At 58.3% G+C, this 25,498-nt stretch carries 18 protein-coding genes and 2 pseudogenes; 15 read left to right on the top strand and 5 right to left on the bottom strand.

Going from position 1 to position 25,498, the window contains the following annotated elements:
- The first annotated feature begins 76 nt into the window (after positions 1–76).
- The 4 genes from ACA059_RS15520 to ACA059_RS15505 all read left to right on the top strand — a co-directional run bounded on the left by ACA059_RS15520 (position 77) and on the right by ACA059_RS15505 (position 5,846).
- Complete coding sequence (locus ACA059_RS15520) at positions 77–1,174, top strand: carboxynorspermidine decarboxylase (protein WP_140682909.1); 1,098 nt, start codon at positions 77–79, stop codon at positions 1,172–1,174.
- A 27-nt stretch (positions 1,175–1,201) separates the two neighbouring features.
- Positions 1,202–2,446, top strand: a complete 1,245-nt coding sequence (locus ACA059_RS15515; protein WP_140894002.1) for a saccharopine dehydrogenase family protein — start codon at positions 1,202–1,204, stop codon at positions 2,444–2,446.
- A gap of 333 nt (positions 2,447–2,779) precedes the next feature.
- Positions 2,780–4,501 carry a type I secretion system permease/ATPase gene (locus ACA059_RS15510; RefSeq protein WP_497634613.1) on the top strand — a complete coding sequence of 574 codons (1,722 nt, stop codon included), beginning with the start codon at positions 2,780–2,782 and terminating at the stop codon, positions 4,499–4,501.
- On the top strand, positions 4,494–5,846 hold the full coding sequence (locus ACA059_RS15505) for an HlyD family type I secretion periplasmic adaptor subunit (RefSeq protein WP_201181273.1): 1,353 nt from the start codon (positions 4,494–4,496) through the stop codon (positions 5,844–5,846). The genes ACA059_RS15510 and ACA059_RS15505 overlap by 8 nt, the downstream gene beginning before the upstream one ends.
- A 213-nt stretch (positions 5,847–6,059) precedes the next feature.
- On the opposite strand, the gene ACA059_RS15500 is transcribed toward ACA059_RS15505, so the two are convergent.
- Positions 6,060–10,886, bottom strand: coding sequence for a M10 family metallopeptidase C-terminal domain-containing protein (locus tag ACA059_RS15500; RefSeq protein ID WP_497634612.1), 4,827 nt, complete (start codon positions 10,884–10,886; stop codon positions 6,060–6,062).
- A 565-nt stretch (positions 10,887–11,451) separates the two neighbouring features.
- Between ACA059_RS15500 and ACA059_RS15495 the strand changes: the two genes are divergently transcribed.
- Together ACA059_RS15495 and ACA059_RS15490 are read left to right on the top strand one after the other, a co-directional pair.
- On the top strand, positions 11,452–11,667 hold the full coding sequence (locus ACA059_RS15495) for a hypothetical protein (RefSeq protein WP_134100720.1): 216 nt from the start codon (positions 11,452–11,454) through the stop codon (positions 11,665–11,667).
- Positions 11,668–11,829, top strand: a pseudogene (locus tag ACA059_RS15490) (LysE family translocator); the annotation flags it as partial. It abuts the gene before it with no gap.
- 36 nt (positions 11,830–11,865) lie between these two features.
- Here ACA059_RS15490 and ACA059_RS15485 read toward each other — a convergent pair.
- Complete coding sequence (locus tag ACA059_RS15485) at positions 11,866–12,174, bottom strand: hypothetical protein (RefSeq protein ID WP_497634611.1); 309 nt, start codon at positions 12,172–12,174, stop codon at positions 11,866–11,868.
- A 529-nt stretch (positions 12,175–12,703) separates the two neighbouring features.
- Between ACA059_RS15485 and ACA059_RS15480 the strand changes: the two genes are divergently transcribed.
- On the top strand, positions 12,704–13,741 hold the full coding sequence (locus ACA059_RS15480) for a GGDEF domain-containing protein (RefSeq protein WP_497634610.1): 1,038 nt from the start codon (positions 12,704–12,706) through the stop codon (positions 13,739–13,741).
- Positions 13,742–14,017: 276 nt separating this feature from the next.
- Entirely contained in the window at positions 14,018–14,695 is a 678-nt protein-coding gene (locus ACA059_RS15475) for a dTMP kinase (RefSeq protein ID WP_497634609.1), read from the top strand.
- Between the two features lie 234 nt (positions 14,696–14,929).
- Here the strand turns inward: ACA059_RS15475 and ACA059_RS15470 are convergent.
- Both ACA059_RS15470 and ACA059_RS15465 read right to left on the bottom strand, forming a co-directional pair.
- Positions 14,930–15,470, bottom strand: a pseudogene (locus tag ACA059_RS15470) (cupin domain-containing protein).
- A gap of 164 nt (positions 15,471–15,634) precedes the next feature.
- Positions 15,635–16,159, bottom strand: coding sequence for a transporter suffix domain-containing protein (locus ACA059_RS15465; protein ID WP_497634608.1), 525 nt, complete (start codon positions 16,157–16,159; stop codon positions 15,635–15,637).
- Between the two features lie 119 nt (positions 16,160–16,278).
- Between ACA059_RS15465 and ACA059_RS15460 the strand changes: the two genes are divergently transcribed.
- The 3 genes from ACA059_RS15460 to ACA059_RS15450 are packed head-to-tail and all read left to right on the top strand — an operon-like array spanning position 16,279 to position 19,998.
- On the top strand, positions 16,279–17,832 hold the full coding sequence (locus ACA059_RS15460; RefSeq protein WP_497634607.1) for an efflux transporter outer membrane subunit: 1,554 nt from the start codon (positions 16,279–16,281) through the stop codon (positions 17,830–17,832).
- Positions 17,829–18,968 carry an HlyD family secretion protein gene (locus tag ACA059_RS15455; RefSeq protein WP_497634606.1) on the top strand — a complete coding sequence of 380 codons (1,140 nt, stop codon included), beginning with the start codon at positions 17,829–17,831 and terminating at the stop codon, positions 18,966–18,968. Before ACA059_RS15460 ends, ACA059_RS15455 begins: the two co-directional genes overlap by 4 nt.
- A gap of 4 nt (positions 18,969–18,972) precedes the next feature.
- Complete coding sequence (locus ACA059_RS15450) at positions 18,973–19,998, top strand: DUF2955 domain-containing protein (protein ID WP_497634685.1); 1,026 nt, start codon at positions 18,973–18,975, stop codon at positions 19,996–19,998.
- On the opposite strand, the gene ACA059_RS15445 is transcribed toward ACA059_RS15450, so the two are convergent.
- Entirely contained in the window at positions 19,983–20,438 is a 456-nt protein-coding gene (locus tag ACA059_RS15445; protein ID WP_497634605.1) for a hypothetical protein, read from the bottom strand. The genes ACA059_RS15450 and ACA059_RS15445 overlap by 16 nt on opposite strands.
- 227 nt (positions 20,439–20,665) lie before the next feature.
- Between ACA059_RS15445 and ACA059_RS15440 the strand changes: the two genes are divergently transcribed.
- The 4 genes from ACA059_RS15440 to ACA059_RS15425 all read left to right on the top strand — a co-directional run bounded on the left by ACA059_RS15440 (position 20,666) and on the right by ACA059_RS15425 (position 25,490).
- The gene (locus tag ACA059_RS15440) at positions 20,666–23,053 is read left to right on the top strand and encodes a DUF3772 domain-containing protein (protein ID WP_497634604.1); all 2,388 of its coding nucleotides are present in this window, start codon (positions 20,666–20,668) and stop codon (positions 23,051–23,053) included.
- Positions 23,054–23,220: 167 nt separating this feature from the next.
- Positions 23,221–23,997, top strand: coding sequence for an ABC transporter substrate-binding protein (locus ACA059_RS15435; protein WP_497634603.1), 777 nt, complete (start codon positions 23,221–23,223; stop codon positions 23,995–23,997).
- A gap of 90 nt (positions 23,998–24,087) precedes the next feature.
- Positions 24,088–24,777, top strand: coding sequence for an ABC transporter permease (locus tag ACA059_RS15430; protein ID WP_123364053.1), 690 nt, complete (start codon positions 24,088–24,090; stop codon positions 24,775–24,777).
- 14 nt (positions 24,778–24,791) lie between these two features.
- Positions 24,792–25,490 (top strand): ABC transporter permease, encoded by a 699-nt coding sequence (locus ACA059_RS15425; RefSeq protein WP_056746042.1) that lies wholly within the window; start codon positions 24,792–24,794, stop codon positions 25,488–25,490.
- Positions 25,491–25,498: the final 8 nt, after the last annotated feature.

Raw genomic sequence — 25,498 nt, 5'->3', positions numbered from 1 at the left:
CTGCTCTTTCGATCTGTAGCGAGTGAAGGCACAATGCGCATCCTTTTTTGGCTGGCCTTGCCGGAGGCGCCTCGAAATGATCAAAACGCCGTACTACCTCATCGATAAACAAAAGCTGCTGGCGAACATGCAGAAGATCGCCTATGTGCGCGAACAGTCCGGGGCCAAGGCCCTGCTGGCACTCAAGTGCTTCGCCACTTGGTCGGTGTTCGACCTGATGCAGCAATACATGGACGGCACCACGTCGTCGTCGCTCTACGAGCTCAAGCTCGGTCGGCAGAAGTTCGCTGGCGAAACCCACGCCTACAGCGTGGCCTGGGCCGACGACGAGATCGAGGAGATGCTCGAGAACTGCGACAAGATCATCTTCAACTCCATTGGCCAGTTGCAGCGCTACACCGAGGCTTCAGCAGGCAAAGTGCGCGGTCTGCGGGTCAATCCGCAGGTGAGCAGCTCGGATTATCTGCTGGCCGACCCTGCACGGCCGTTCAGCCGTCTGGGCGAGTGGGACCCGGTGAAGATCGAGCAGGTCATCGAACAGATCTCTGGCTTCATGTTCCACAACAACTGCGAGAACGGTGATTTCGGCCTGTTCGACCAGATGCTGTGCACCATCGAAGAACGCTTCGGCGACCTGCTGCACAAGGTCGAGTGGGTCAGCCTCGGTGGCGGTATCCATTTCACTGGCGAAGGCTACGCGCTGGACGAGTTCTGCGCACGCCTCAAAACCTTCTCGCAAAAATACGGCGTTCAGGTTTACCTGGAGCCGGGCGAAGCCGCCATCACTCAGAGCGCTTCGCTGGAAGTCACCGTGCTCGACACCCTCTACAACGGCAAGCACCTGGCGGTGGTGGACAGCTCGATCGAAGCCCACATGCTCGATCTGCTGATCTATCGCCTGAATGCCAAGCTGGCGCCCAGCGAGGGTGAGCACACGTACATGGTGTGCGGCAAATCCTGCCTGGCCGGAGACATTTTCGGTGAGTATCAATTTGATCGTCCGCTGGCCATCGGTGATCGGCTGTCGTTCATCGACGCAGCGGGTTACACCATGGTCAAGAAGAACTGGTTCAACGGCCTGAAAATGCCGTCCATCGTAGTGAAACAACTCGACGGTACCGTCGAGGTGGTTCGTGAGTTTGGTTACAACGACTACATGTCCAGCCTTTCGTAAGCTGGCAGAGAAGGAGAGAGAGAAAAATTGAAGAAGAACGTGCTTATCATTGGTGCAGGAGGTGTCGCCAAGGTGGTGGCCCACAAGTGCGCGCAGCACAACGATGAACTCGGTCGTATTGCTATCGCGTCGCGCAACATCTCCAAGTGCCAGGCCATCATCGACAGCGTCAAGGCCAAGGGCAGCCTCAAAGTGCCCGCCGAAATCCAGGCCTTCTCGCTGAACGCCCTGGATGTGGAAGCGACCAAGGCGCTGATCCGCGAAACCGGATCGCAGATCGTCATCAACGTCGGTTCCGCCTTCCTCAACATGTCGGTGCTGCGCGCCTGCATCGATACCGGCGTGGCCTATCTGGACACCGCCATTCACGAAGAACCGGGCAAAATCTGCGAGACGCCGCCCTGGTATGGCAACTACGAGTGGAACCACCTCGAAGAGTGCAAAGAGAAGAACATTACCGCCATTCTCGGCGTGGGCTTCGACCCGGGTGTGGTCAACGCCTATGCAGCACTGGCGCAACAACAGTATTTCGACCGCATTGATTCGATCGACATTCTCGACGTCAACGCCGGTTCCCACGGCAAGTATTTCGCCACCAATTTCGACCCGGAAATCAACTTCCGCGAATTCACCGGACAAGTGTGGAGCTGGCAGAACAGTCAGTGGACCAGCAACACGATGTTCGAAGTCAAACGCACCGACGACCTGCCGGTCGTAGGCGCGCAGAACCTGTACCTGACCGGCCACGATGAAGTGCACTCGCTGTCGAAGAACCTCGACGTGCCCAACGTGCGTTTCTGGATGAGCTTCGGCGAGCACTACATCAATGTGTTCACCGTGCTCAGGAACCTCGGCCTGCTCTCCGAGCAACCGGTCAAGACCGCCGAGGGCCTGGAAGTCGTGCCGCTGAAGGTGGTCAAGGCCGTGCTGCCTGATCCGAGCTCGCTGGCGCCTGGCTACACCGGCAAGACCTGCATCGGCGATCTGGTCAAGGGCACCAAGGATGGCCAGCCGCGCGAGGTGTTCATCTACAACGTGGCTGATCATGAAGACGCTTACGCGGAAACTGACAGCCAGGGCATTTCCTATACCGCAGGCGTGCCGCCCGTGGCCGCCGCCTTGCTGGTCGCCCGCGGCGAGTGGGACGTGCAGCGCATGGCCAACGTCGAGGAGCTTGCGGCTGAGCCGTTCCTCAAGGCGCTGGATGTGATGGGCCTGCCGACCCGCATCAAGGATGAGAATGGAGACCGTCCGTGGAGCTGCAACGCTTGAGGCTCGCAACATACAGTTGAACCGGGTTTCCCGCTCCATACGCAAAAACGCCGCTCTTTGAGCGGCGTTTTTGTTTGTGCGTATTGGCTCGTCACTTTGGACGACAGTGGGGAATGCAACATTCCCGCCCGTCACCCACATGGAAACCCAGCCCGTCGAACCGGCACTAACCCGTGGTTGCGTGGTCAGTAATTGGCGCGCTGTAGCGCAACGAGGATCGTCGCTGATAGTGGCACATCAGGCTGCGTTTAGTGTTTTCTCCAATGCCTTAGGGCAAAAAACTCGCGATGGACTGCGTCTTGGACCGACTTTTCCTTTTGCGGGCGACACTCTATGGGTTTGCTTCTCGATCCGCGTCATGACATTGATGCCGCTTTATTAAGCTATCGCCGGGTGTTCTGGTCGCTGGCGCTGTTCAGTGGGGTGATCAACCTGCTGGTGCTGGTGCCGTCGCTCTACATGATGCAGGTGTACGACCGGGTCCTCACCAGCCGCAACGAAGCCACCTTGTTCATGCTCACCTTGATCGCCTTGGGACTGTTCATGTTCAGCGCCCTGATCGAGTGGGTACGCGGCGAGGTGATGATTCGCATGAGCGCGGGGCTGGACGATGCCTTGGGCGAGCGGATTTTCGACGCTGCCTTCGCCCGCAGCCTGCGCGAGCACAACGCCAACCCGGCGCAGGTGCTCACCGATCTGGCGACGCTGCGGCAGTTGATCACGGGCCAGGGCCTGATCGCCTTGCTCGATGCGCCGTGGTTGCCAATCTTCCTGCTGGTGGCGTTCATCTTTCATCCCTGGTTCGGCGTGCTGACGCTGGTTCTGGCCTTGGTGCTGATCGGCCTGGCGCTGTGGGGCGAGTTGGCGACTCGCACGCGCTTGGGCGAAGCCAATCGCCTGGGCGTGCAGTCGTCGATCTTTGTAAACAGCACGTTGCACAACGCCGAAGTCATCCAGGCCCTGGGCATGCTCGGGCCTTTACGCCAGCGTTGGAGCCTGCTGCAGCAACGCATCATTGCCGCCCAGGCCCATGCCAGCGACCGCGGCGCGCGTATCACTTCGATGACCCGTTTCGTGCGCATCTCCGGACAGTCTCTGGCCCTGGGCCTGGGGGCGTTGCTGGTGCTTGAAGGCCAATTGTCGGCGGGCATGATGATTGCGATGTCGCTGCTGCTGGGGCGTGCCCTGGCGCCCGTGGAAATCGCCATTGGCTCTTGGAAGCAATTCAACTCCGGCCGCCAGAGCTACCAGCGCCTGAGCCAACTGCTTGCCCAGCATCCGCGCGAGCGCCTGCGCATGCCTTTGCCACCCCCCACCGGCGCAGTTCGTCTGGAGCAGTTGTATGTCGGCCCTCCCGGCGCCTCGCAACCGATCCTGCGTGGCATCAATTTCAGCCTGGCCAAAGGTGAAGTGCTCGCCGTCGTCGGCCCTAGCGCCAGTGGTAAATCAACACTGGCCAGGGCGATGGTCGGGGTATGGCCGGCGATGGGCGGGTCGGTGCGCCTGGACGACGCCGAGATCAGTCAGTGGTCCCACTACGCCCTGGGCCCGCACCTTGGATACCTGCCGCAGGACATCGAGCTGTTCGACGGCAGTGTGGCCGACAACATTGCCCGCTTCGGCGCGCAGGACGCCGACAAGATCATCGCCGCCGGGCGTCACGCCGGCATTCACGAGATAATCCTGAGGTTCCCCAAGGGTTACGACACGCCGCTGGGCCCCGGCGGGCTTGGCTTGTCCGGCGGACAAAAGCAACGCCTCGGCCTGGCTCGCGCGCTCTATGGGCGCCCGTCGCTGATTGTGCTCGATGAGCCCAACTCCAACCTCGATGAAGCCGGAGAGCTGGCGCTGGTCCAGGCCATCAGTGCGCTCAAGGCTGCTGGCAGCACCGTGGTGCTGATTACCCACCGACCTAATGTGCTGGCGGTGGTCGATTACATCCTGGTGCTCAAGGACGGCACTCAACAAGCATTCGGTCCACGGGATCGGGTGCTCAAGGCATTGATGCCGGGGCCTAGACCGGCCGCGGTCAGGGGGGCTGGCGAAGATGCATGATCTGACCCCTGAGCAGCGGCTGAGCGTGCGCGGCGCCACAACGTTACCCTGCGCCAGTACCGACGCCGGGGGGGCGGCACGCTATGGTGTGGGTTTCCTGGTCCTGACGCTGGGCGGCTTCCTGCTCTGGGCCTGCCTGGCGCCGCTCGACCAGGGTGTCGTGGGCAGCGGCACCGTGGTGGTGGCGGGCGAACGCAAGGCTGTGCAGTCGTTGGTCGGTGGGGTGGTGGAAAAGCTGTTGGTCAGCGATGGCGACCGCGTCACTCAGGGGCAGTTGCTGGTGCAGCTCAATACGGTGCAGGCGCAGTCGCAACTGGACGTGACCCTGGGGAAGTTGCTCAACGATCGCAGCGTCGAAGCGCGATTGATTGCCGAGCGCCTGGGTTCAGCCGAGATCCAATGGCCTGCTGATCTGCTGGAACATGCCGACGAGCCGCGGGTAAAAGCGGCCATGGCCTTGCAGAGCCAGTTGTTTCTGACTCGCCGCGCAGAGCTGGGCAGCCGCTTGCAGATCATCGAACACGAAGCCGCGGCGTTGCAGCAGCAATTGCTTGGTTACCAAGGCGTCAAACGCAACTACGACGCGCAGATGCGTTTTCAGCAACAAGAACTCGAAGGCCTGCGTGATTTGGCCCGTGAAGGCTACGTTCCGCGCAACAAACTCTTCGAGGCCGAGCGCAACGCAGCCCAATTGGCCGGGCAGATTGCCTCCGGGGTGGGCGATGTCGGCAGGACCCGCCAGGCGATCAACGAAAGCCGGCTCAAGGCCTTGCAGGCGCAGCAGGAATTTCGCCGCGACGCCGAAACCCAGCTCAGCGAGGTCTCTGCCGAGGCGGCAGGTTATGCCGATCAGATTCGTGCCTTGCAGTTTGAAGTCGACAACGGTGCGATCCGTGCGCCGGTGTCCGGGCAGATCATGGACGTGAGCCTTCATACGGTCGGGGGCGTTGCGCAGGCCGGCCAAACCCTGATGCAGGTGGTGCCGCTGGATGCGCCGATGGCGATCACCGCGCGTTTCGAGCCGCTGATGGCCAATAAGTTGCGCCCGGGTCTGCCGGTGCATGTGCATTTCACCGCGCTGCAACGGGTAGATACGCCGACGGTCACCGGCACGGTGACTACGGTGTCGGCGGATCAGTTGATCAATGAACAGACGCACCAACCGTACTTTTCCGCCAAGGTCGAAATTCCCGCCGACACCGTCGCTTCGCTGCAGGCTGCCGGCCTGCTTGTGCGCCCCGGCATGCTCGCCGATGTCACGGTGGTGACAGGGGAACGCACCTTGATGAATTACCTGATGAAACCTTTGCGTGAACGCTTGCTTGCGGCCTTCAAAGAGGAGTGAGCCGTGGCGAGGGGATTTATCCCCGTTGCGCTGCGTAGCGGCGCCAAAGAAGCCAATTGAAGTCAGCCGGACACACCGCGACGGCAGATGTCAGGGCTGCTTCGCACCCCAACGGGGATAAATCCCCTCGCCACATTGGGTCTGTGGTGGTCTTTGGTTTTTCGGGCACTGCAAATCCCTTATGGGAGCGAGCAAGCTCGCTCCCATAAGACGTCAGGCTGTAAAGTCGCTGGCGTGCAGCTCCTTGACGCCCACCATTTCGAATTCGAACTCGGGGGTGGCGTCGGCGTTGACACTGCCGTAGAGAATGCCATCGGCAAAGCGCAGTTGGCCGGTGGCAACGGCGGGGTCGAAGGCGTTGCTGCCGATGAACGTGAAGGCGTCAACGGTGGCGGTCAGCGGGTTGGCGTCCAGGCCGGTAAGATCCAGATGATCACCCTCGGTGGTCTTGAAACCGCTGATCACATCGCGCAAAGCCCCGACGCCCATGTCCGACAACGCACCAAACGCGTAGGTATCCGCGCCAGTGCCGCCGGTTAGGTTGTCGGTGCCTGCACCGCCGATAAGCCGGTCATCGCCCGAACCGCCCACCAGCGTATCGTTGCCCGCACCACCGTTCAGAATGTTCGCGGCGCTGTTGCCCGACAGACTGTCGGCGTAGGCGCTTCCCGTCAGGTTTTCGAAGAATTTCAAGGTGTCGAGCCCGGAACCCACGGTGTTTTGTTGTGCGGACGTCGAGAGGTTTACGGTAACCCCGGACAGGGCGCGTTCAAAAGACACCGTGTCATTGCCATCGCGCCCGTCCAGCACGTTGTTGCCGGCTCCGGCAAACAGCGTGTTGTCCAGCGCGTTGCCCGTGCCATTGGCGGCGCCAGTGCTATCGATATACAGATGCTCGACGTTGTTGCTGAGGGTATAAGCCGCCAGGTTGCTGTGCACACTGTCGATCCCTCCAGGCGCCGCATTGCTGTTGATCTCGATCACGATGTCGTCGGCGTTGTCGACATAGTAGGTGTCGTTGCCATCGCCGCCGCTCATGCTGTCGCCCCCTGCGGCACCATTGAGCACGTTATTGGCGGCATTGCCGGTGATGAAGTTGTGCCGCTCATTGCCGGTGCCGTTGATGCCCGACACGCCGGTGAGCACCAGGTTCTCGAGATTGGTGCCCAGGGTCCAGCTGACCGAGGCCTGCACCGTATCGATCTGCGAGGTCGAGGTGTTGGTTTCCACCACGCGGTCGGACGCGTTATCGACCACATAGATGTCGTTGCCATCGCCACCGGTCATGGTGTCGGCGCCCAGGTGACCATCCAGTGTGTCGTTGCCCAAAGTGCCCACCAGGGTATCCGCCTGGTCGGTACCGGAAATCATGTTCTGAGCGTTGTCGAAAATGTCCTGCACGCTGTTGTTGTCGTTGGGGTTGCCCTGGAAGCCAAGGTCACTGGCAATGTAATCGGCCAGGCGCTGGCCGACGATCTCCGCCGACTCCTCATGCAGGTGCCAGACGTCGTCGGGATACGCCTGCGGATCGACTTCGTGGCGCAAGGGGAGGTCGGTGTAGTCCACCGCCAGCTTGACGTCGGCGCGCTCGGCGGCGATGGCTTCCTGGGCGGCGCGGACATAGCCAACCCCCTCGACGATGGAGGCAATCTTGTCTTCCGGATAACCACGGGCACGCGCCGCGTCCTGCTCGTAGTGACCGGTTTCCATCATGTACACGCTGAAGTTGCCGAGTTGGGCATGCAGGTAATCAAACACCTTCAGGGTCGCAGCCTTGTAGGCCGCTGCTGCCGCTGGTTTGTCCGTGGCGCGGGCGATCTCCTGGGCGGCTTCCTCGCCCTGGCCCCAAATGATGCCCATGGTGACGTTATTGATGGATTGCAGTTCGGTGAGCTGGTCCCGCAGCAGCGTCACGGCGCGCAACAGCGCAGCCCCGGGTTGGTTGGTGTCGGTCAGCCACCAGCACAACTTGAGTTCCTCGGTGCTGAGCGTCGACAGGCCGGTGACCGTGCTGCCACCCACCGCGATGTCGATGCCGTTGCCATCGGCATCGGTGAACTGGCTGCGCACGTCATAGGGGGTGTAGCGGTCCAGGTCGTTGACCAGCATCGAGGTGCCGGACTGATTGTCGTCCTCCGTCATGCGCAGCAGGCGCGCATTGGATTGGCCAAGGGTGGGCACGTAGAGGATGTCCTGCTGGGCGCGCTCGCCGAACACGAAATCGCTGGCGGTCAGGGTGTTGAGGTAGTTGCCGTTGAGGGCGATTTCAAAACGATTGCCATCGGCGTCGGCCTCGGCGGATTTGACGTAGGTCTTGTCGCCGGCCGCGTTGAGGGTCATGTACAACGTGCCATTGCTGCCATCGCCGAGCCCGACAAAGCCCAAGCCCGAAACATCGATCTTGTCGACGCCCACGGTGAAGTCATAAATCGTGTCGGTGGCCGTGACACCGCCGGTGTCGTAGTCGCGGTAGCTGTCGAGTACGTTGGTGTAGCGGAAGGTGTCGGCACCGTCGCCGCCGTACAGCGAATCGCGTCCGGCGCCGCCGTCGACGGTGTCCGCGCCAGTGCTGGCCTTGATTGTGTCGTTGCCACCGAGGCCGAGGATCAGGTCTGCGCCCGCCGTGCCGTTGAGGGTTTCGGCGTTGTTGGTGCCGGTGATGGTGTTGGCGGGCGCATCGGCCACCGCCAGGGCGAAGCTGTCGCTGACTGACGCACCTGAAGGATCGGTGGCCTTGACCAGCACGTTGTAATTGCCGGACGCGGTGCTGGTCGGCGTGCCGGTGAAGGTCAGGTTAGTGGCATTGAAACTCAGCCAAGCGGGCAGGGCGCTGCCATCGGCCAGGGTCGCGGTGTAGCTGAGGCTGTCGTTATCCGGATCAGTGAAGCTGGTGACCGGAACCGCGTAGTTGAACGGGGTGTTTTCGGTCGCGTTCTGGTCCAGCAACGCCGTTGCCACCACCGGCGCATGGTTGACCGTTGGCGAAGCGGCAAAGACGAAATTGGCGCTGGTCAGCGTGTTGAGGTAATTGCCGTCCAGCACCACTTCGAACCGGTTGCCATTGGCGTCGGCGGTCAGGGACTTGATGTAAGTCTTGGTACCGGCACTGTTGAGCACCACGTACACGGTGTTGTTCTTGCCATCCCCCAGGCCGGTGAAACCCATGGCCGAGAGGTCGATTTTGTCGGCGGTGGTATCGAAGTCGGTGATCAGGTCGCCAAGGTTGGCACCGCCGGTGTTGTAGTTGCGGTAACTGTCCAGGCGATTGGAGAACACAAAGATGTCCGCTCCGGCACCGCCTGTGAGGGTGTCCATGCCGGCACCGCCGTCGAGCTTGTCGTCGCCCGCGCCGCCACTGAGGCTGTCGTTACCCGCCAGGCCGAGCAGGGTGTCGGCCGAATCACTACCCAACAGTGAATCGCTGCCGCTGGTGCCGGTGACCACACGATTGAAGATGAAATTGCTAGCGGTCAGGGTACTGGCCAGGTTGCCCGAGAGAATCAACTCGAAGCGATTGCCGCTGGCGTCGGCATCGTAGTCCTTGATGTAGGTGCGGTCGTTGGTGGCGCTGTAGCTGACCTGCAGGGTGCCGCCACGGCCATTGCCCAGGCCCGTGAAGCCGAGGCCGGCGAGGTCGATCTTGTCCTGGGTGACGTCGAAGTCGGTGATGGTGTCATCGAAGCTTGTGGTTGCGTTGCGGTAACTGTCGGACTGAGCGACGAAACGGAACGTATCGGCACCGGTACCGCCGGTGAGTTTGTCGATGCCTGCACCACCCACCAGAATGTCGCCACCGGCCCCGCCATTGATGGTGTCATTGCCGGCTCCACCATAGAAAATCTCGCTGGCGGCGCTGCCCAGCAGGGTGTCGTTGCCAGCCGTACCTTGCACGGTGGTCATCGGCTCCGTGGCGCTGACGTAGCTGCCGTCACCATAGACCAGTGTGGCGCCCTTGCTGGTGTGACTGATGGTGTTGCCAATAATGGCGTTGCGATCGGTGCCGTCTTCATTGCGCTCTGCAACACCGTAGGTCGACAGGTTGCTGCCGCTGATGATGTTGCCCTGGATCGTGTTGTCGCTGCCGTTGAAGTACTTGCCGGACACGCCCTGGGTATCGTCGTAGGACTGGATGATGATTTCCGGTACGGGGTTGCCCAGGGAGTTATTGTTAAGCGTGTTGTCGATGATCTCGACGTGGTTGCTGCCGTAGATGCGGATCCCGGCGCTGGTGTTGTCGTGGATATCGACGCCGCTGACGGTCACGTCGCTGGACAGTTTGATCAGCACCCCTTCGGCACCGTTGCCGTACACCTCGCCACCGGTGATGGTGATGTTGCTGGGGGAGGGGATGTTCTCGCTGCCGCGCTGCACCACGATGCCATTGCCGCCGTTGTTGTAGGCGACGTTATTGGTGAGCGTGAAGTCGTGGGTGCTGGTAACGACGTTGAAACCGTGGCGGTCATTGTCGTAGGCGACGTTGTTTTCGAAGGTGCTGTCGCTGAGGAAGTCAGCAACGAAGCCGTCCAGGCCATTGCCGTGGGACACGCTGTTCTTGATGACCATGTTGACGGTCTGCTCGTGGGGGTCGAAACCGTACCCGGAGCAATCCTTAATCTCGACGCTGTCGAGGGTGACGTTGGAGTCGTAGCCTTCTTCGCCGGGAATGTAGCCGTTGAACCAACCGTCGATCTTGCCCGTGGTGTTGTCACGGTTGCCGTCGATGGTGAGGTTGCTGACGCCAAAGTCGTGGGTTTCTTCGCCATAGGCCGAGCGGATGACACCGGTGATCTTGGTGTCGGAGTCGTCAGCCACCTTGACGGTGGTTTCGCCCATGCCGTCGCCGTACAGATAGACGTTGCTCTTGAGCATCAGGCAGCCGTCGGAGGGTTCCTCACCTCCCGAAACGATATAAGTGCCGGTCGGCATATACACCTGCCCCCCGCCTGCAGCGGCCGCTGCATCAATCGCACTTTGTATCGCCGCCGTGTCGTCTGTGATGCCATCTCCTTTGGCGCCAAAATTTTGTACGTCGAAAATCATGAGTTTATCTCCGTATCAGGCTAAAACCTCGGTAGATGCCAATATTCCATCGGCGGCTACCGTGTTATGACCTAACGGAGCGCAACAGTTGTGACCACATATCGGGGAAGTGTCAAAAAACCGAACTAACTGATCAGTGGTTGTGAGGGATTTAGAGAGGATAACGTTCTGTTGACGCTCGCCCAGTTAGCGAGCGATGCCGCAGTCGGAGCGGGGCAGAGGTGTACCTAAAACTAGGTTGCATTGATCGCGACGGGCGAAAGCGTCTGGTGACTGAGGCGTCCAAACGTTATGCCCGGAAAGTGGAGAGCGTACGCGGGGGAATAGGGTATTAGCGTCCAGGCTAATAGCTCTCTCAGCCCGAGCCTGATTCCGGGCTTATTCTACGAGGTGGCGTAGTTCTAGAGTCGATAACATGGCGACATACCTTGACGGGAGTCAGCCAAATTACTTTAGTCAGACGTGGGTGGAAGCTCCTGGAAATCCCAGCCAGTTTGTGCAGCTGAAATACTTACGAAACATTCTGGCCATATGATTCGCGTCACTGAAATCCAGAGAGTTGGAGATGAATCGACCATCAAGAAGCATGCGCAAACTACTCGACTCCGTCGCCACTAACAATGAGGTAGCGGCGCTCGATATGATGCGCGCAGTAGAGCAGCTCCAAGACGAAGTGCTACGCCAACGGCTGCTCAACATGATTCACCGACTCAACCAGGACGCTATTGACTTACGAATGGCGCGTGACGATATCCAGGGCGGAGCCATAAAGCTCGCGTGATCGGTCTCGGTGACGTCTCTTAGTCTGTATGCCGCATTGGTCTCTTGAGCCAAGGGCGTATTGGCCCGCCCCGAGCTATCCCGGCGGGTCAGCCGGGTAGTTGGGTCGACGTTCATCTGCTTCGGAGCAGCCATCCTGACCATGCGTCGACAGGCTGCATAAGAGGAGGGCGGCTAGGTACCGATTACCGCCAAAACATCACCACTGATTTGATGCAGAGCCTGCCTCTTTCAAGCCAGGGTAATCATCGAGCGCAAGGCTAGACTCACCATCGTCCATTGGGCGCACTGATTTATGTATCACTCCGGCTTCAGCATCCGCACGCATCTGATCGAGCTCCCTGTGAAATGCCTTGTCCTGAACCGTGGGCTTACTGGTGTATGGCTTTCGTTCGGGTTCAGGCTGTGCTGCATAAGTCGTTACCGCGTCAGGGTCATGCTGTAGCTTTTCTTGAACTTGCGATTCCAGCATCGCACGTAGCGCGTCTTTGTCGGGACGAGTCAGCAATTTGTCACTCCTATTAGGAAACCAGGCACCCTGTAATCGGCTTGGTCAGTTGCCGGTTGGGGAAAATCCAATCGATCGCATCGAGAATTGGGCTGCAGATACAGCCAAAAGATTTCAGGTCGAAGAGAGGTGGCGGATCATCAATTTCTTCCAACACGGCGATCGTGTCAAATTGGGTACATGCCTGAGATGATTCCGTAATCGACAGAAACGCAGGTAGTGAGGGAGTACAAAGCTACGATCCCTTTTCGATTTCCAGCGCGCTGATCATTGGTGTTGGCCTCTACGTGGGTATCGATGGCTGGATCGGCTAGAACGTAAGAATGGCAATGTGATAAAGGTGATTAAACGCCTTATCTCCTTGACCGCGAGTTTACGACTATGAGGCTTAACGGTGATGGATAGTCCGCGCTCGCAGTCGCCTCGCTAGACGTCTTGCTCATGGACTTATGTATGGCTGCTTGGTGTACGTAAGGATATGCTGCCCCCGACTTCATATATGCCAATAAAAACCAACCACAGTGACGTTATGAGCCAATCAGAGACGCGTGCGACTGCCCTAACGCTGTATCCAGAGGACTCCCGCGAGGCGGCGGCTCTGCTGAAGCAGGCCGTACCACTGATGGTGCGTCACAACATTCCACCAAATCCCGTGCACTATGCTCTCTGGTACACCTACAGCAAAGGTCAGGAGCCAGAGCTTAATCGCCATCTGGACAGGGTGGTCAAAGACTTCGACTGTTTCCCTCCAGAATCCGCTACGAAGCTTTTTCGCGACTACATCATTCGTGACGAATTGGAGGAAGCGCGCGCAGGGCAACAACAAGCGATCAATCTGGTTGACGACATGGAGCGTAATGTCTCGCGCAGCGTGAATGGCAGTGCCAACTTTCAAACCAGTCTTGGCCATTGCATGGAAATGCTCGCGGAGCCAGTCGACCACAGGTTGCCCGCCATTCTGAGCGAGCTGCAACAGAGCACCCAGGTCATGCAGAATCAGCAAGAGCTTTTCCTCTCCCAGCTGCACTCAGCGCAAAATGAAATTAAGAGTCTGAGAGAAAAGCTCGAGCGAGCCCAACTGGCTGCATCTTTGGATGGGCTGACTAAGGTGTTGAACCGAGCTACCTTCACTCGCTTGCTGGAGCATGCGTTGATCAACTCTCCTCATGGGGTGGCATTGGTCATGTTGGATATCGATCATTTCAAGCAGTTCAATGACCGGTATGGCCATCCTTTGGGTGACCGCGTACTTGAGCACGTTGGTCAGGTGTTACGGAACTCAATCCCGCCTCAGGCCCTGGCGGCACGCTATGGTGGTGAAGAGTTCTGTGTAGTCCTGCACGAGTGTTTTGATCTCACCAGTGCTCATACTTTTGCTGAGCAACTGCGCCTGAAAATTCAGGCGCTGCGGATCAAGGTTCGTGGCACGGATGAGGTGCTAGACACTGTAACTGCGTCGCTTGGTGTCGCACTCGCCAAAGCGGGTGACGATGTGGAAAGCCTTCTGACTCGTGCCGATGATGCGCTCTATCTAGCCAAGCGCAGCGGGCGCAACCGAGTGAACTGAAACTGGCGTTCGGACGTCACCGGTTTATGAAAAAGTCGACACAGGATTGAGGTATTGAACAGTTAATAAAAGTTCCGCGCTGACACATTTATGGGCGATGACCGATGTTCATAAGCGGCTGTAACCCTGGATTTTGAGACCCGTTAGCCAGAAACCCGGTTAAAGTGTTCATCTAGGTCTGTTCATAAGGTCCCTCCACTCGATTTGCGTAGTCGCGCCAAGCGGTTCCAGCGAACGAGCCGGGCAAAAAAACGTATATCAATCGTTGTTTGAAGAATGAATCATTCGCTGTTTGTTTCTCTAGATGGGCCCAAGGGAGCCGGCAAAACCACACTGTTGGAGGCCGTTACGAAAGTACTGAGGGCAGACAACAAAAAGGTGATCCGACTTTGCGAGAAAAAAAGCGATCCCTATAGGGGTGAAACAATGGCCCTCGTTAACAAACTCGTCAGAGATCCCACCCGGGATTTGGAGTTGGAGGTTTGTGAGCGCTTTGCTGATAGCCGTACCTGGATTTCCCAGCACGTGCTGGCTAAACAGCCACCAGGCAGCATCATCTTGATCGATCGCTGGTACCCGTCTGATGCCGCGTTTCGCCGGATAGTCCCGTTTGCAGAGATTCTACAGTTGAACATTGATCGAAACGTGCGAGTGCCAGACCTGCATGTCGGGGTGGTCACCGCCCCTGATATTTCATGGGCGAGGGCAGCGGCACGACGGCGTGGGCTGAGCAGTACTGTGATCCATAAGCTGGAAGAACATGTCGCTTGTACCAAGGCGTTCGAGCGAGCGATTGCAGATCACGGCTGGATTTTATGCCGTAATGAAGGAACGATCGAAGACGCAACGATGCAGGTGATTTCTGAGATCTATAGAGTCCTTCGATGCCCCGTAGGCGAAGTTCGCTGCGCCGGCCTTGATGCGGTTGAGATAGCCGTAGATACAGATCGTTAGCAGGATCGAAGGGGGATTTGTCGCCGCAGCAGTAACCGGCTGACGCTTGGTCTGGGTGCCTGTCAACGAACTCTGAGCGAAGCTGCCCGGGGTGGGTCTTACATGATCAGACGTTTCGAGCGTCGATTGCTGGAGCCGGGGTATTGGGTTGGCTCGAACAGGGATCGGGATTGGTAGCTTGAAAGAACCTTTGGTAGAAGTTCCGTCCTGACACATCGTTTAACATAATATACATTACACGTAACGAGATGTTTCGAGATTAGCCCGGTTGCACGCAGATTTGGCAGCGATCAAAATCACCTCTTCGGGAAATTGCTCGCTAAGCTTTTGCTGACTGCCCAACTCCATATCTGCAAAATCAAACCCTGGTGAAACCGCTTCACTGATCAGACCGTATCCCGCCAATCCATTTGTAAGCTGCGAAGCTTTCCAGCCGCCACCCGGTACATGTAACAGCAGACATTGTCCGGCGATTACATCGCTGCCCATCACAACCGTTTTTAATGTGCCGTCCGGAAAATCAGGCTGTACTGAATTGCATCTGCACGATGTCCGATTGGTTCAGATGAAAATGACCTATCGGCGAATCCTTGGTCAGCAAGTAGTAAATGGATGTCATCAGGTAACGCCGGCCCCCAGCGGTCTCGACCATCGCGTGGTGATCGGTTTGAAAGGTTCTGCGGTAGAAACCGCCTTCCATATGGGGTTCCAGGTTCAGTGCTGCGATTACAGCCTCAGCGCTGGGAATGTGTTTATCAAAGGTGTCGGTAGTCATGGTGTTTGAGCCCTCCAGCCTTTGAAATAGCGCGCCACCAATACACCAGCTCTATTGTGGATGTTCTAGCAATTGATAATAACTATGCTAAATAGCTCTTTAGTAGAGCTAGCCATTAGAGCTTGAGCACACGAGTACTCACTACCCTCGCCCACTATTGTTATTCACGCCGCACTTGTGTTTGCGACACGAGCGGTGCGGATAAACAAGGCGCGCACTTTCTCCCAGAAATTCCCCCCCAATACAAAAAAGCTACCGATCAGCATGAGGTCACCCAGCGCTTGAACTTGCCAGAGGTTGGGTCTGAGTCCTGGCCAAATGCTGTCGATGTAGGGTTCAAGAAAGGAGGAAATCAGCGGCACAAAGAACATCACGATGCCAATTCTGTGACGCAATGGGCCCACTTCGACTTCCGTGCTAGGTGCAAGTGAGGACACATATCCGAACAGGCTGCGTTTTAACTGTTGGAATCCGGCTTTTCCCATCACCGCAATAACGATGATCAACAGGACTTTGTTGCTGATGAACAGCACGCCAGTCAGTGCCGCGATCTTTGAACCCGGCACATCGGCTGCCGCTGCGAGAGGCACCAACAGCCAGGAGCCCAGCATCAAGCAGATAATGACTATTCCCAACTTAAAGCGCCAACCGGCTGAATGGGGTTCAACAACACCTGGGGTGTTATTCATAATCGTCGTACCTTTCTAACAGATCACAGTAGATTTGATGGCGCTTAAAAAAGCGTAGCAGCCGTATGCCCATTTGGACGGCTATGCTCCAGTGATCTTTGTTGGTCGGGAAATGCGTAATGCATCCAGGTACAACCCTGCTGAAGTGGCCAGGACAGCTCGTGCTGCTTGGCGTACTCGGCCTCAATGGCTGCGTACGACTTGGGCCGGACTTCCAGCCGCCCAGCGAAGAATGGGTCAAACACTGGAGCACCCCTGCCCTCGAGCAATCCAGCCAACGCAGCCTGCACCCGGACATTCGTCAGTGGTGGCAAGTTTTCGCCGATCCGGTCCTCAATCATTTGATTGCCGAGTCGGATGCACGCAACTCCAGCCTCAAAATCGCCGGCTTGCGCGTCATGGAAGCCCGCGCCCAACTCGGCATTGCTCAAAGTGGTCTTTACCCGCAATTGCAACAAGCCAGTGTCGACAGCCTTTACTTTAATCGCAGGCAATCCGGCGGGATCAACCCACAGGACAGCCATTTCTGGCAACACAGCGCGGGGTTCGATGTGGGTTGGGAACTGGACTTCTGGGGCCGCTTCAGCCGCGCCATCGAGTCGTCCGATGCCAGCTACTTCGCCGCCCAGGCCAACTATGAAGACGTGCTCGTACTGCTGCGCGCGCAAGTGGCCGATACCTATTTTTCGCTGCGCACCACCGAAGCCCGTTTGCGTGTCGCCCGGGAAAACGCCAAACAGCAAAAGCGCAACTTCGAGATCACCGAAAAGCTCTTCAACAGTGGCCAAACTGCCGAACTCGACCTGCAACAAGCCAGAACCCAGTACCTGGGCACGTTGAGCACCATCCCCAACTTCGAAGACCAGTTGCAACGAACCCGCAATGCGTTGGCGGTGCTGATTGGTCAGCCGCCCGGCGCACTGCCGCAACTGCTCGAGAACGAGGGATTGATCCCGCTGGTCGACCGTGCCGTGTTGCAAGATGTACCGGCCAACCTGCTGCTGCGTCGGCCCGACGTGCGCGCCGCCGAGCTTAATGTCGCCGCCCAGTCAGCGCTGATCGGTGTGGCCGAGAGCGATTTCTATCCGTCGCTGACCTTGCTGGGCAGCATCGTCTGGTCCACCGACACACTCAGTGGCACACCCCGTAATCTGGATTTGATCGGCGGCCCCAGTCTGCGCTGGAATCTGTTTGATCACGGCCAGATCAGCAACAACGTGCGCGTGCAGGATGCGCGGTTGCAGCAGCTGATCGAGGCCTACCGCGACAAGGTTCGCCAGGCGGCACGCGAGGCGGACGATGCAGCCTATGGCCTGATCAAATCCCTGGAGCGCGAACGCATCCTGCGCGAGGCCGAAGTAGCCGCCAAGCGTTCGCTGGTACTGGCCAGCGCGCAATATCGCGAAGGTTATTCGGACTTCCAGCGGGTGCTGGATGCGCAGCGTGCCTTGCTCGAACAACAGGACAATTATCTGGTCGCCCGCAGCAATGCCGTCAGTAATGTCATTGCCTTGTACAAAGCCGTGGGCGGTGGCTGGTACAGCGCCCAGCCGAAAGTTGATCCAGCCACCCGCCAGCAAATGGAAAAACGCACCGACTGGGGCGATCTGCTGAAAGAGCCCACCCCTGCACAGCCTGCCATTCCAATGTCTTACAAGGTAAAAGACCAATGAGTGAAACCACCCCTTCCTCGTCCGAGCCTCCAGTCGCCCAGGCATCAGCGCCGGCTACCGACCCGGCGAAAAAAGGCATCAAGTGGGTCCTCCTACTGATCCTCCTGAGTCTGACTTGGTACCTGCTGGCGGATCGTTTCACACCCTATACACAACAGGCCCGGGTGGGTGCCTTTGTGATTCCGGTCGCCTCGGAAGTGGCGGGCCGCGTGACCCGGGTGAACGTGCGCAACAACCAGGACGTCAAGGCTGGCGAAGTTCTTTTCGAGGTGGACCCGCAGCCGTACCAGATTGCCGTCGACCGTGCACGTGCCGACCTCGAATCGACCCGCCGACAGATCGGTGCGAGCACCGCCGGCATAGCCTCGGCGCAAGCCAACTTGCGGGCCGCCCAGGCCAATGAGCTCAAGGCGCGCCAGGACAATCAGCGTCTTGAGGGTTTGTATCGCGAAGACCCCGGCACCATTTCCGTACGCCTGCTCGAAGTGTCTCGCGCCAACCGCGAACAGGCGGTCAGCCAAGTGGCGGCTGCCCGGGCCGAAGTGCAGCGCGCGCGCGAGCAGGAAGGTGGTAGCGAGGAAGACAACGCCTTGCTGCGCAGTGCCGCCACGGCGTTGTCCAAAGCCGAACTGGATCTGTCCAACACGCAGATTCGCGCTCGCTCGGCCGGACTGGTTACGGATCTGCGAACTGACGCGGGGCAATTCGCTGCTGCCGGCAGCCCGGTCATGACCCTGATCGCCATTCATGATGTGTGGATCAGCGCGGACATGACCGAGAACAACCTCGGTCTGGTGAAGCTCGACACACCGGTTTCGATTGTTCTGGATGCTCTGCCGGGCGAGGTTTTCGAGGGCCGCGTGCGCAGCGTCGGTTACGGCGTCAGCGTGGGGCAGACACCCGCGCCTGGCACCTTGCCCAGCGTGCAGAACAGTCGCGATTGGTTGCGTCCGGCCCAGCGTTTTCCGGTCATTATCGAGTTTTCGCCAGACTCATTGAACACGTTGCGTGACAGTCGGGGGATCCGTGCCGGTGGGCAGGCCGAAGTCATGGCCTTCCCCACTGAGGGCAATCCGCTGAACCCACTCGGCCGCCTGTTTGTGGGGTTCATGAGCTGGCTGAGCTATGCCTATTAAGGGTATGTCTACTCGGCGCACGCCGCGGGATCAACGCGCACTGCGCCTGGCCACCGGCACGGCGTTGTGCCTCACCGCCAGTTTTGGCCTGGGTTTGCCGATTCCTTTTATGGCGCCGGTGCTTTGCCTGCTGTTGCTGGCCTCGGTCAATCGCCCACTGCCGTTCAAGGCCGGACTCGTTCTAGCACTGGCTGCCATGTTGACCACCGGCATCGGCCTGCTATTGATCCCGGTCCTGCGTTATTACCCCGTCAGCGGCGTGCTATTGATCAGCGTCGGTCTGTTCCTGGCCTTCCGCTTTGGCCTGCGCGGCGGCAACACCTTGATCATGACCTTTCTGGTGATTGGCCTGACCATGATTTCCTCGGCCGGTATCGCCGAATTCGATCTGGCGGCGATGGTCATCGGCGCACTGGTCAAGGGTTTGCTGCTCGCCGTTGTCGTCGTGGCATTCAGTCATGGGCTATTCCCGGATCCACCCAATGCCCCTTCCCCGCCGGCTCCCCCACCCCTGCCGGCCGAGGAAGCCAGTCGGGTTGCGCTGCGTGCAACCCTGATCGTGCTGCCGACCTTCCTGCTGGCGCTGATCGACCCGGCCGGTTATCTGCCGATCATCCTGAAGGCTGTCGGCCTGGGTCAGCAAAGCTCCACGACAAACGCCCGCATCGCCGGTCGCGAACTGCTCGGCTCGACGTTACTCGCAGGCCTGTTGGCGATCCTCTTCTGGAGCGCCCTCAGTCTGTTTGTGCATCTGTGGATGTTCTTTCTGTGGATGCTGCTGTTCGGCCTGGTGCTGGCGCGCAAGCTGTATGCCCTGAGCCCGACCCGGTTTACCCCGGGGTTTTGGCTCAATACCCTGATTACGCTGATCATCCTGTTGGGTCAGTCGGTACAGGACAGCGCAGCAGGCAAGGACGTTTACACAGCGTTCGCCATCCGCATGGGCTTGTTCATCCTCGTGACGCTGTATGCCTGCCTGATGGTCCATCTGCTCGATCAACGGCAGGAAAGTGCTCAAGGGTTGACCTGATACCCCTTACCCTGCAGGCAGCTGGTATAGGCGGTAGAACTGGTCGAAGCACTGGTTTTCTCTTGCGCCCGGCGTTCCTGACGTTGACGCGAGCCTCCGACGACCGCGCCTGCCACGGCAGTTTCTTTGGCGCGATTCTGGCGATAGTCCTGCTTGCGGTCATCATCGACCTGATCATAAAACTCGTCATGCTGACGTCCCCGCACCTGGGCCCCCGCCGCACCGGCGGCAGCGCCCGCCGCGGCCCCCTTCAGCCTTCCACCGCTAGGAGGCGGTGCAGTCGAGGCGCTCTGACTGGCCGCGATGTTGTGGCAATCGGTGATGTCCACTTGGGTTTGTTGCGAACTCTGCCCTTTCATCGGCACCACCGTTTCGGCCCAGCCCTGGGTCCAGGAAACCGACAGTGCGATACACAGGCTAATGGATGAAAACTTTTTCATGATGACCTCCGACAGGGCCCGGCACTCTGCAAGCACACTGGGTCGGTAGACAGACCGCTCAATACGTCACACCTCGTGATCCTGAGCGTGGTTCAACATAAAAGATTGTAGATCACCCCTTCTCACCCTCCCCCCTTCCCTATTCGTGGTCAGCGTGCGGAACTATTTTTCGCGCCTGCACACGCCATGACCTAACCTGAATGGCTAAAGCCGCTGGAGGCATGCCAATGCGTCCTGCATTGAAATTACTCATATTCGTTGTGTTCGCGCTGATGGGGGCGAACATCGGCGAACTGTCGGCGGATGAACTACCCAACACGTCAAGCAACGCTGAGGCCGGCGTTACCGCTACTGTGTCAAAGAGCGATCTGGAAGCACTGCAATTAAGGCTGGACAACCTTAAACAGCAGGTGTCGCTGACCAGTAACTACACCCAGTTGATAGGCTTTCAGGACAACGTTCAGTTGCTCTTCAGTGATGTGGACAAGTTGGCGGCGGCGTTACTTCCCGAGCAGGCGCAATTGCAAGGGCAACTCAGTGTGCTCGGGACTGCATCCCCTAACAGCCTTGCTATGGAAAAGGCTGATCTCGTAAAGCAGAGGACTTATCTCACCGAACAAAAAGACAAGGTGGATGGCGAACTCAAAATACTGCAGGCCATCAAGGAAGGCGCTACTAACCTCATCACCCAGATCGCCAGCATTCGGCGCACTCAACTGGAAACCGAACTGGCCCAGCGCACCGCCAGTCTCCTCAACCCCCGGTTCTGGTCACCGCTGTTTTCTCCATTGGAGGAGGATAAAAACCGTCTGAGGGTTTTGATCGACCAGTCCAACAGTGTCATTCAGTCCGTCTGGCAACCCGGCCGGCGTGCCGTAACCGTCACGTTGTTATTGCTGGCCCTGGCCTTCTGGTCGCCGGGGCGACGACTGGCTGAGCGTGGCTTGACATGGATCTGCATCCATCGATTACCGGAAGGTCGACTGCGCAGAAGCTCATTGGCGATAGCGACGGTAGTTGCCACGATGTTGAGCGCAGGTTGTGCAATACAGCTCATCTCCGCGGCGACTACCCGGCTTCAACCATTGCCTCAGCCCCTGGAAGGTTACTTCGACGATGTCGAGAAAGTCGCTTATGCCTGCGCCCTGATTATCGGTTTGAGTCGGGCCCTGCTGTCTAAACGCAATCCCTCATGGCGGTTGCCTGGCATAGCCGATGAAGTGGCACTTTCGATAAGCCCTTTTCCGGCGCTGCTGGCCGGATCAATGTTGATACTCATCTCGCTGGTACAAGTCACCAATGCGACGGGTATGAGTTCGCAGGTGGTTCTCTTCAGCCGGGGCGTCGTGTCATTAGTCGTCATCGTGATTATTGGAGCGTTGTTGCTACGCGTCAGTAAAACCCGCCGAGCGATGGTCATTGCCGGGGAAGTCCCTGAGTTAGGTACTACACTGGCGGGCCTGATTTATACCGGCGTCAGCATCGCCATGTTGATCTCGATTTTTGGTCTGCTGATCGGTTACATCTCCCTGGCCCGATTCATCACTTACGAAATTGTCTGGCTCTATATCGTTCTTGCCAGCTTCTATTTGCTGACGCAGTTGTTCAGGGACTCGTGTGATTACCTGTTTTCGCCAAAGCACCCAAGCGGCAAAACGATCAAACAGCTGTTGGGTATCGGCGACGTACGGCTTGAACAAATCGAGGTTGTTGTGTCGGGTATTGGCCGAGCGGCCTTACTGTTAATTGCCGTGATCACAACGTTTGTGGGGGGGATTGGAGCGACCTTTGGCCAACTGACTGACAGGGTTTCAGCAATCCTCGGCGGCGATGGCCTGCGCAAGCTGAACATCATTCCGGGCAATCTGTTGAATGCGGTCCTCGCGCTGTTGATCGGTATTTACCTGATTCGATCGCTGCGCAGATGGCTGGATAACGAGTTCCTGCCGAAAACCGATATGGACCCCGGCATGGGAGCGTCGCTGAGCACCCTGTTCAGTAATATCGGGTACGTACTGGTCATTCTGCTGGCGTTGTCTTCATTGGGCGTCAAATGGACGAATCTGGCCTGGATCGTCAGTGCGTTGTCCGTGGGGATCGGCTTCGGCCTGCAGGAGATCGTCAAGAACTTCGTATCCGGGATAATCCTGCTCACTGAGCGTCCGGTCAAAGTCGGCGACTTGATCAGCATCAGCGGGGTCGAAGGCGATATCCGGCGAATCAATGTCAGGGCCACCGAGATACAGCTCAGTGATCGCTCGATCGTGATCGTGCCCAACTCGCAGCTTATTTCCCAGAACCTGCGCAATGTGACCATGGGCGGCAGCGCCCAAGGGGTGGCCACACTCGAACTGGTGTTCCCTCTGGATATCGACCCCGAACAAGTCAAAACCCTGCTGTACACCACCTATTGCGAACATGAAACCATCCTCGACAAACCCTCCCCCGTTGTCCGCTTCAGCAACCTGAGTCCTGAAGGCATCACCCTAACCATCACCGGCTATGTCAGCAGCCCAAGGATTGTCAGCACGACCAAGAGCGATCTGCTCTTTGAGATCCTGAAGCGATTGAGTGCGGCCGGCATCGAATTGGCCAAGCCGGTCCCTCCCGCGTAATCCCCATCAATAGCCTGCCCGGCGCCTGAACGTGCTCGTGATCACACCAGATCGCTGTGAATTTGCGCGCCCTCGAGTGACATGTTTATTTTCATAACGTTGCATTATGAAATAAAACATGTCATTTATATCCACGCAAAATCATCAGGACTGAAGGAGTCAACAATATGAACAAGACAAAACTTCTAGGTGCTCTGGCACTGTGCGCCGCAAGCTTGCTGGCACACGCCGACGAAGACAGCCTGCGTATCGGTATCGAAGCCGCCTACCCGCCCTTCTCTTTCAAGACGCCGGAGGGCAACGTCAGTGGTTTCGATTACGACATCGGCAACGCCCTGTGCGAAGAAATGAAGGTCAAATGCGAGTGGGTCATCCAGGAATTCGACGGCATGATCCCGTCGCTGAAAGTGCGCAAGATCGATGCCGTGCTGTCGTCGATGTCAATCACTGAAGACCGTATGAAGTCGGTCGACTTCAGTAAAAAGTACTACCACACGCCAGGCAAGTTCGCGATGAAGGCCGGTAATGTGATCAACGACCCGCTGGTTGATCTCAAGGGCAAGAAGGTCGGGGTGCAACGCTCATCGACCTACGACCGTTTTGCTACCGAGCAGCTTGAAAAATCCGGGGTCGAAGTGGTGCGCTACGGCTCACAAAATGAAGCCTTCCTCGATCTGGCGTCGGGTCGACTGGACGCCACGCTCGCCGACATCGTCAACACCGATGAGAGCTTCATCAAAACGCCGGCAGGCAAAGGTTTCGCGCTGGTTGGACCGGACATCAGCGATCCGAAATATTTCGGCCGAGGCGCCGGGATCGCGGTGCGTAAAGGCGACAGCGTGAACGTTGCACGCCTGAGTGCAGCGATTGACGCCCTACGCGCCAATGGCAAGTACCAACAAGTGATGGCCAAGTACTTCGCGTTCGATATCTACGGCGAATAAACCTTACCTGAAACCCTGTGGCGCCGGCCTCTTGCGGGCGCTTTGGGCTTGTCTCGCGCGCCTTTTGGCACTCGTTTGAGGAACTTCATCATGCTTCACGGCTACGGATCGAGCATTCTCGATGGCGCCTGGCTGACCATTAACCTGGCCCTGACCTCCATGAGCATGGCGATTGCTTTGGGTCTGATCGGCGCGGCTTTTCGTTTGTCGCCGCTCAAATGGCTGGCGATGCTGGGCGAAGGGTACACCACCCTGATTCGCGGTATTCCTGACCTGGTGTTGATCCTGCTGATCTTCTACGGCGGCCAGGATCTGGTGAACCGCATCGCCCTGGCGCTCGGTTACACCCGCTACATCGACATCAATCCCTTTATCGCCGGCGTCTGCACCATGGGCTTCATTTTTGGCGCCTATCTCTCGGAAACCTTTCGCGGCGCGTTTATGGCGATCCCTAAAGGTCAGGCCGAGGCCGGCGCGGCGTATGGCATGAGTGGCGGCCAGGTGTTCTGGCGGATTCTGGTGCCGCAGATGATTCGTTTCGCCATTCCCGGGTTTACCAACAACTGGTTGGTGCTGACCAAATCCACCGCGCTGATCTCAGTGATCGGCTTGCAGGACATGATGTTCAAAGCCAAGAACGCAGCGGACGCCACCCATGAGCCGTTTACGTTTTTCCTCGCGGTGGCGGCGCTTTATCTGATGCTGACCAGCGTGTCATTGCTGGTGCTGCGTTACCTGGAAAAACACTACTCGGTCGGCATCAAAGCCGCCGAATTGTGATTGGGAGCAACCCCATGATTCTCGACTACAACCTGATCTGGGAAAACCTGCCGCTGTATTTCAATGGCGCCTTGTTAACCCTCAAAGTCCTGCTGATTTCCCTGGCCTTCGGCCTGGTGCTGGCGATTCCGTTGGCATTGATGCGGGTGTCCCGATCGCCCCTGATCAACTTCCCGGCGTGGCTCTACACCTACGTGATTCGCGGCACACCGATGCTGGTGCAATTGTTCCTGATCTATTACGGCCTGGCGCAGTTCGCGGCGGTCCGTGAAAGCGCGCTTTGGCCATACCTATCCAGCGCAACCTTTTGCGCCTGCCTGGCGTTTGCGATCAATACCAGTGCCTATAGCGCGGAACTGCTGGCCGGCAGTTTGAAGGCCACGGCTCATGGCGAGATTGAAGCCGCCAAAGCCATGGGCATGTCGCGCTTTACCCTGTACCGCCGCATTCTGCTGCCGTCAGCCTTGCGCCGGGCGTTGCCGCAGTACAGCAACGAAGTGCTGATGATGCTGCAAACCACCAGCCTGGCCTCGATTGTCACGTTGGTGGACATCACCGGCGCCGCGCGTACGGTCAGTGCGCGGTTCTATCTGCCGTTCGAGGCGTTCATCACTGCCGGCCTGATCTACCTGGCCCTGACCTTCATCCTGGTTCGCCTGTTCAAGCTGGCCGAGCGTCGCTGGCTGGCGTACTTGGCACCGCGCAAGCACTAAGGAGCTGT

It is taken from the genome of Pseudomonas sp. LBUM1647, from assembly GCF_059716175.1.
The sequence above is the reverse complement of the archived record's forward strand: the minus strand, read 5'-3'. Positions and strand labels throughout refer to the sequence as shown.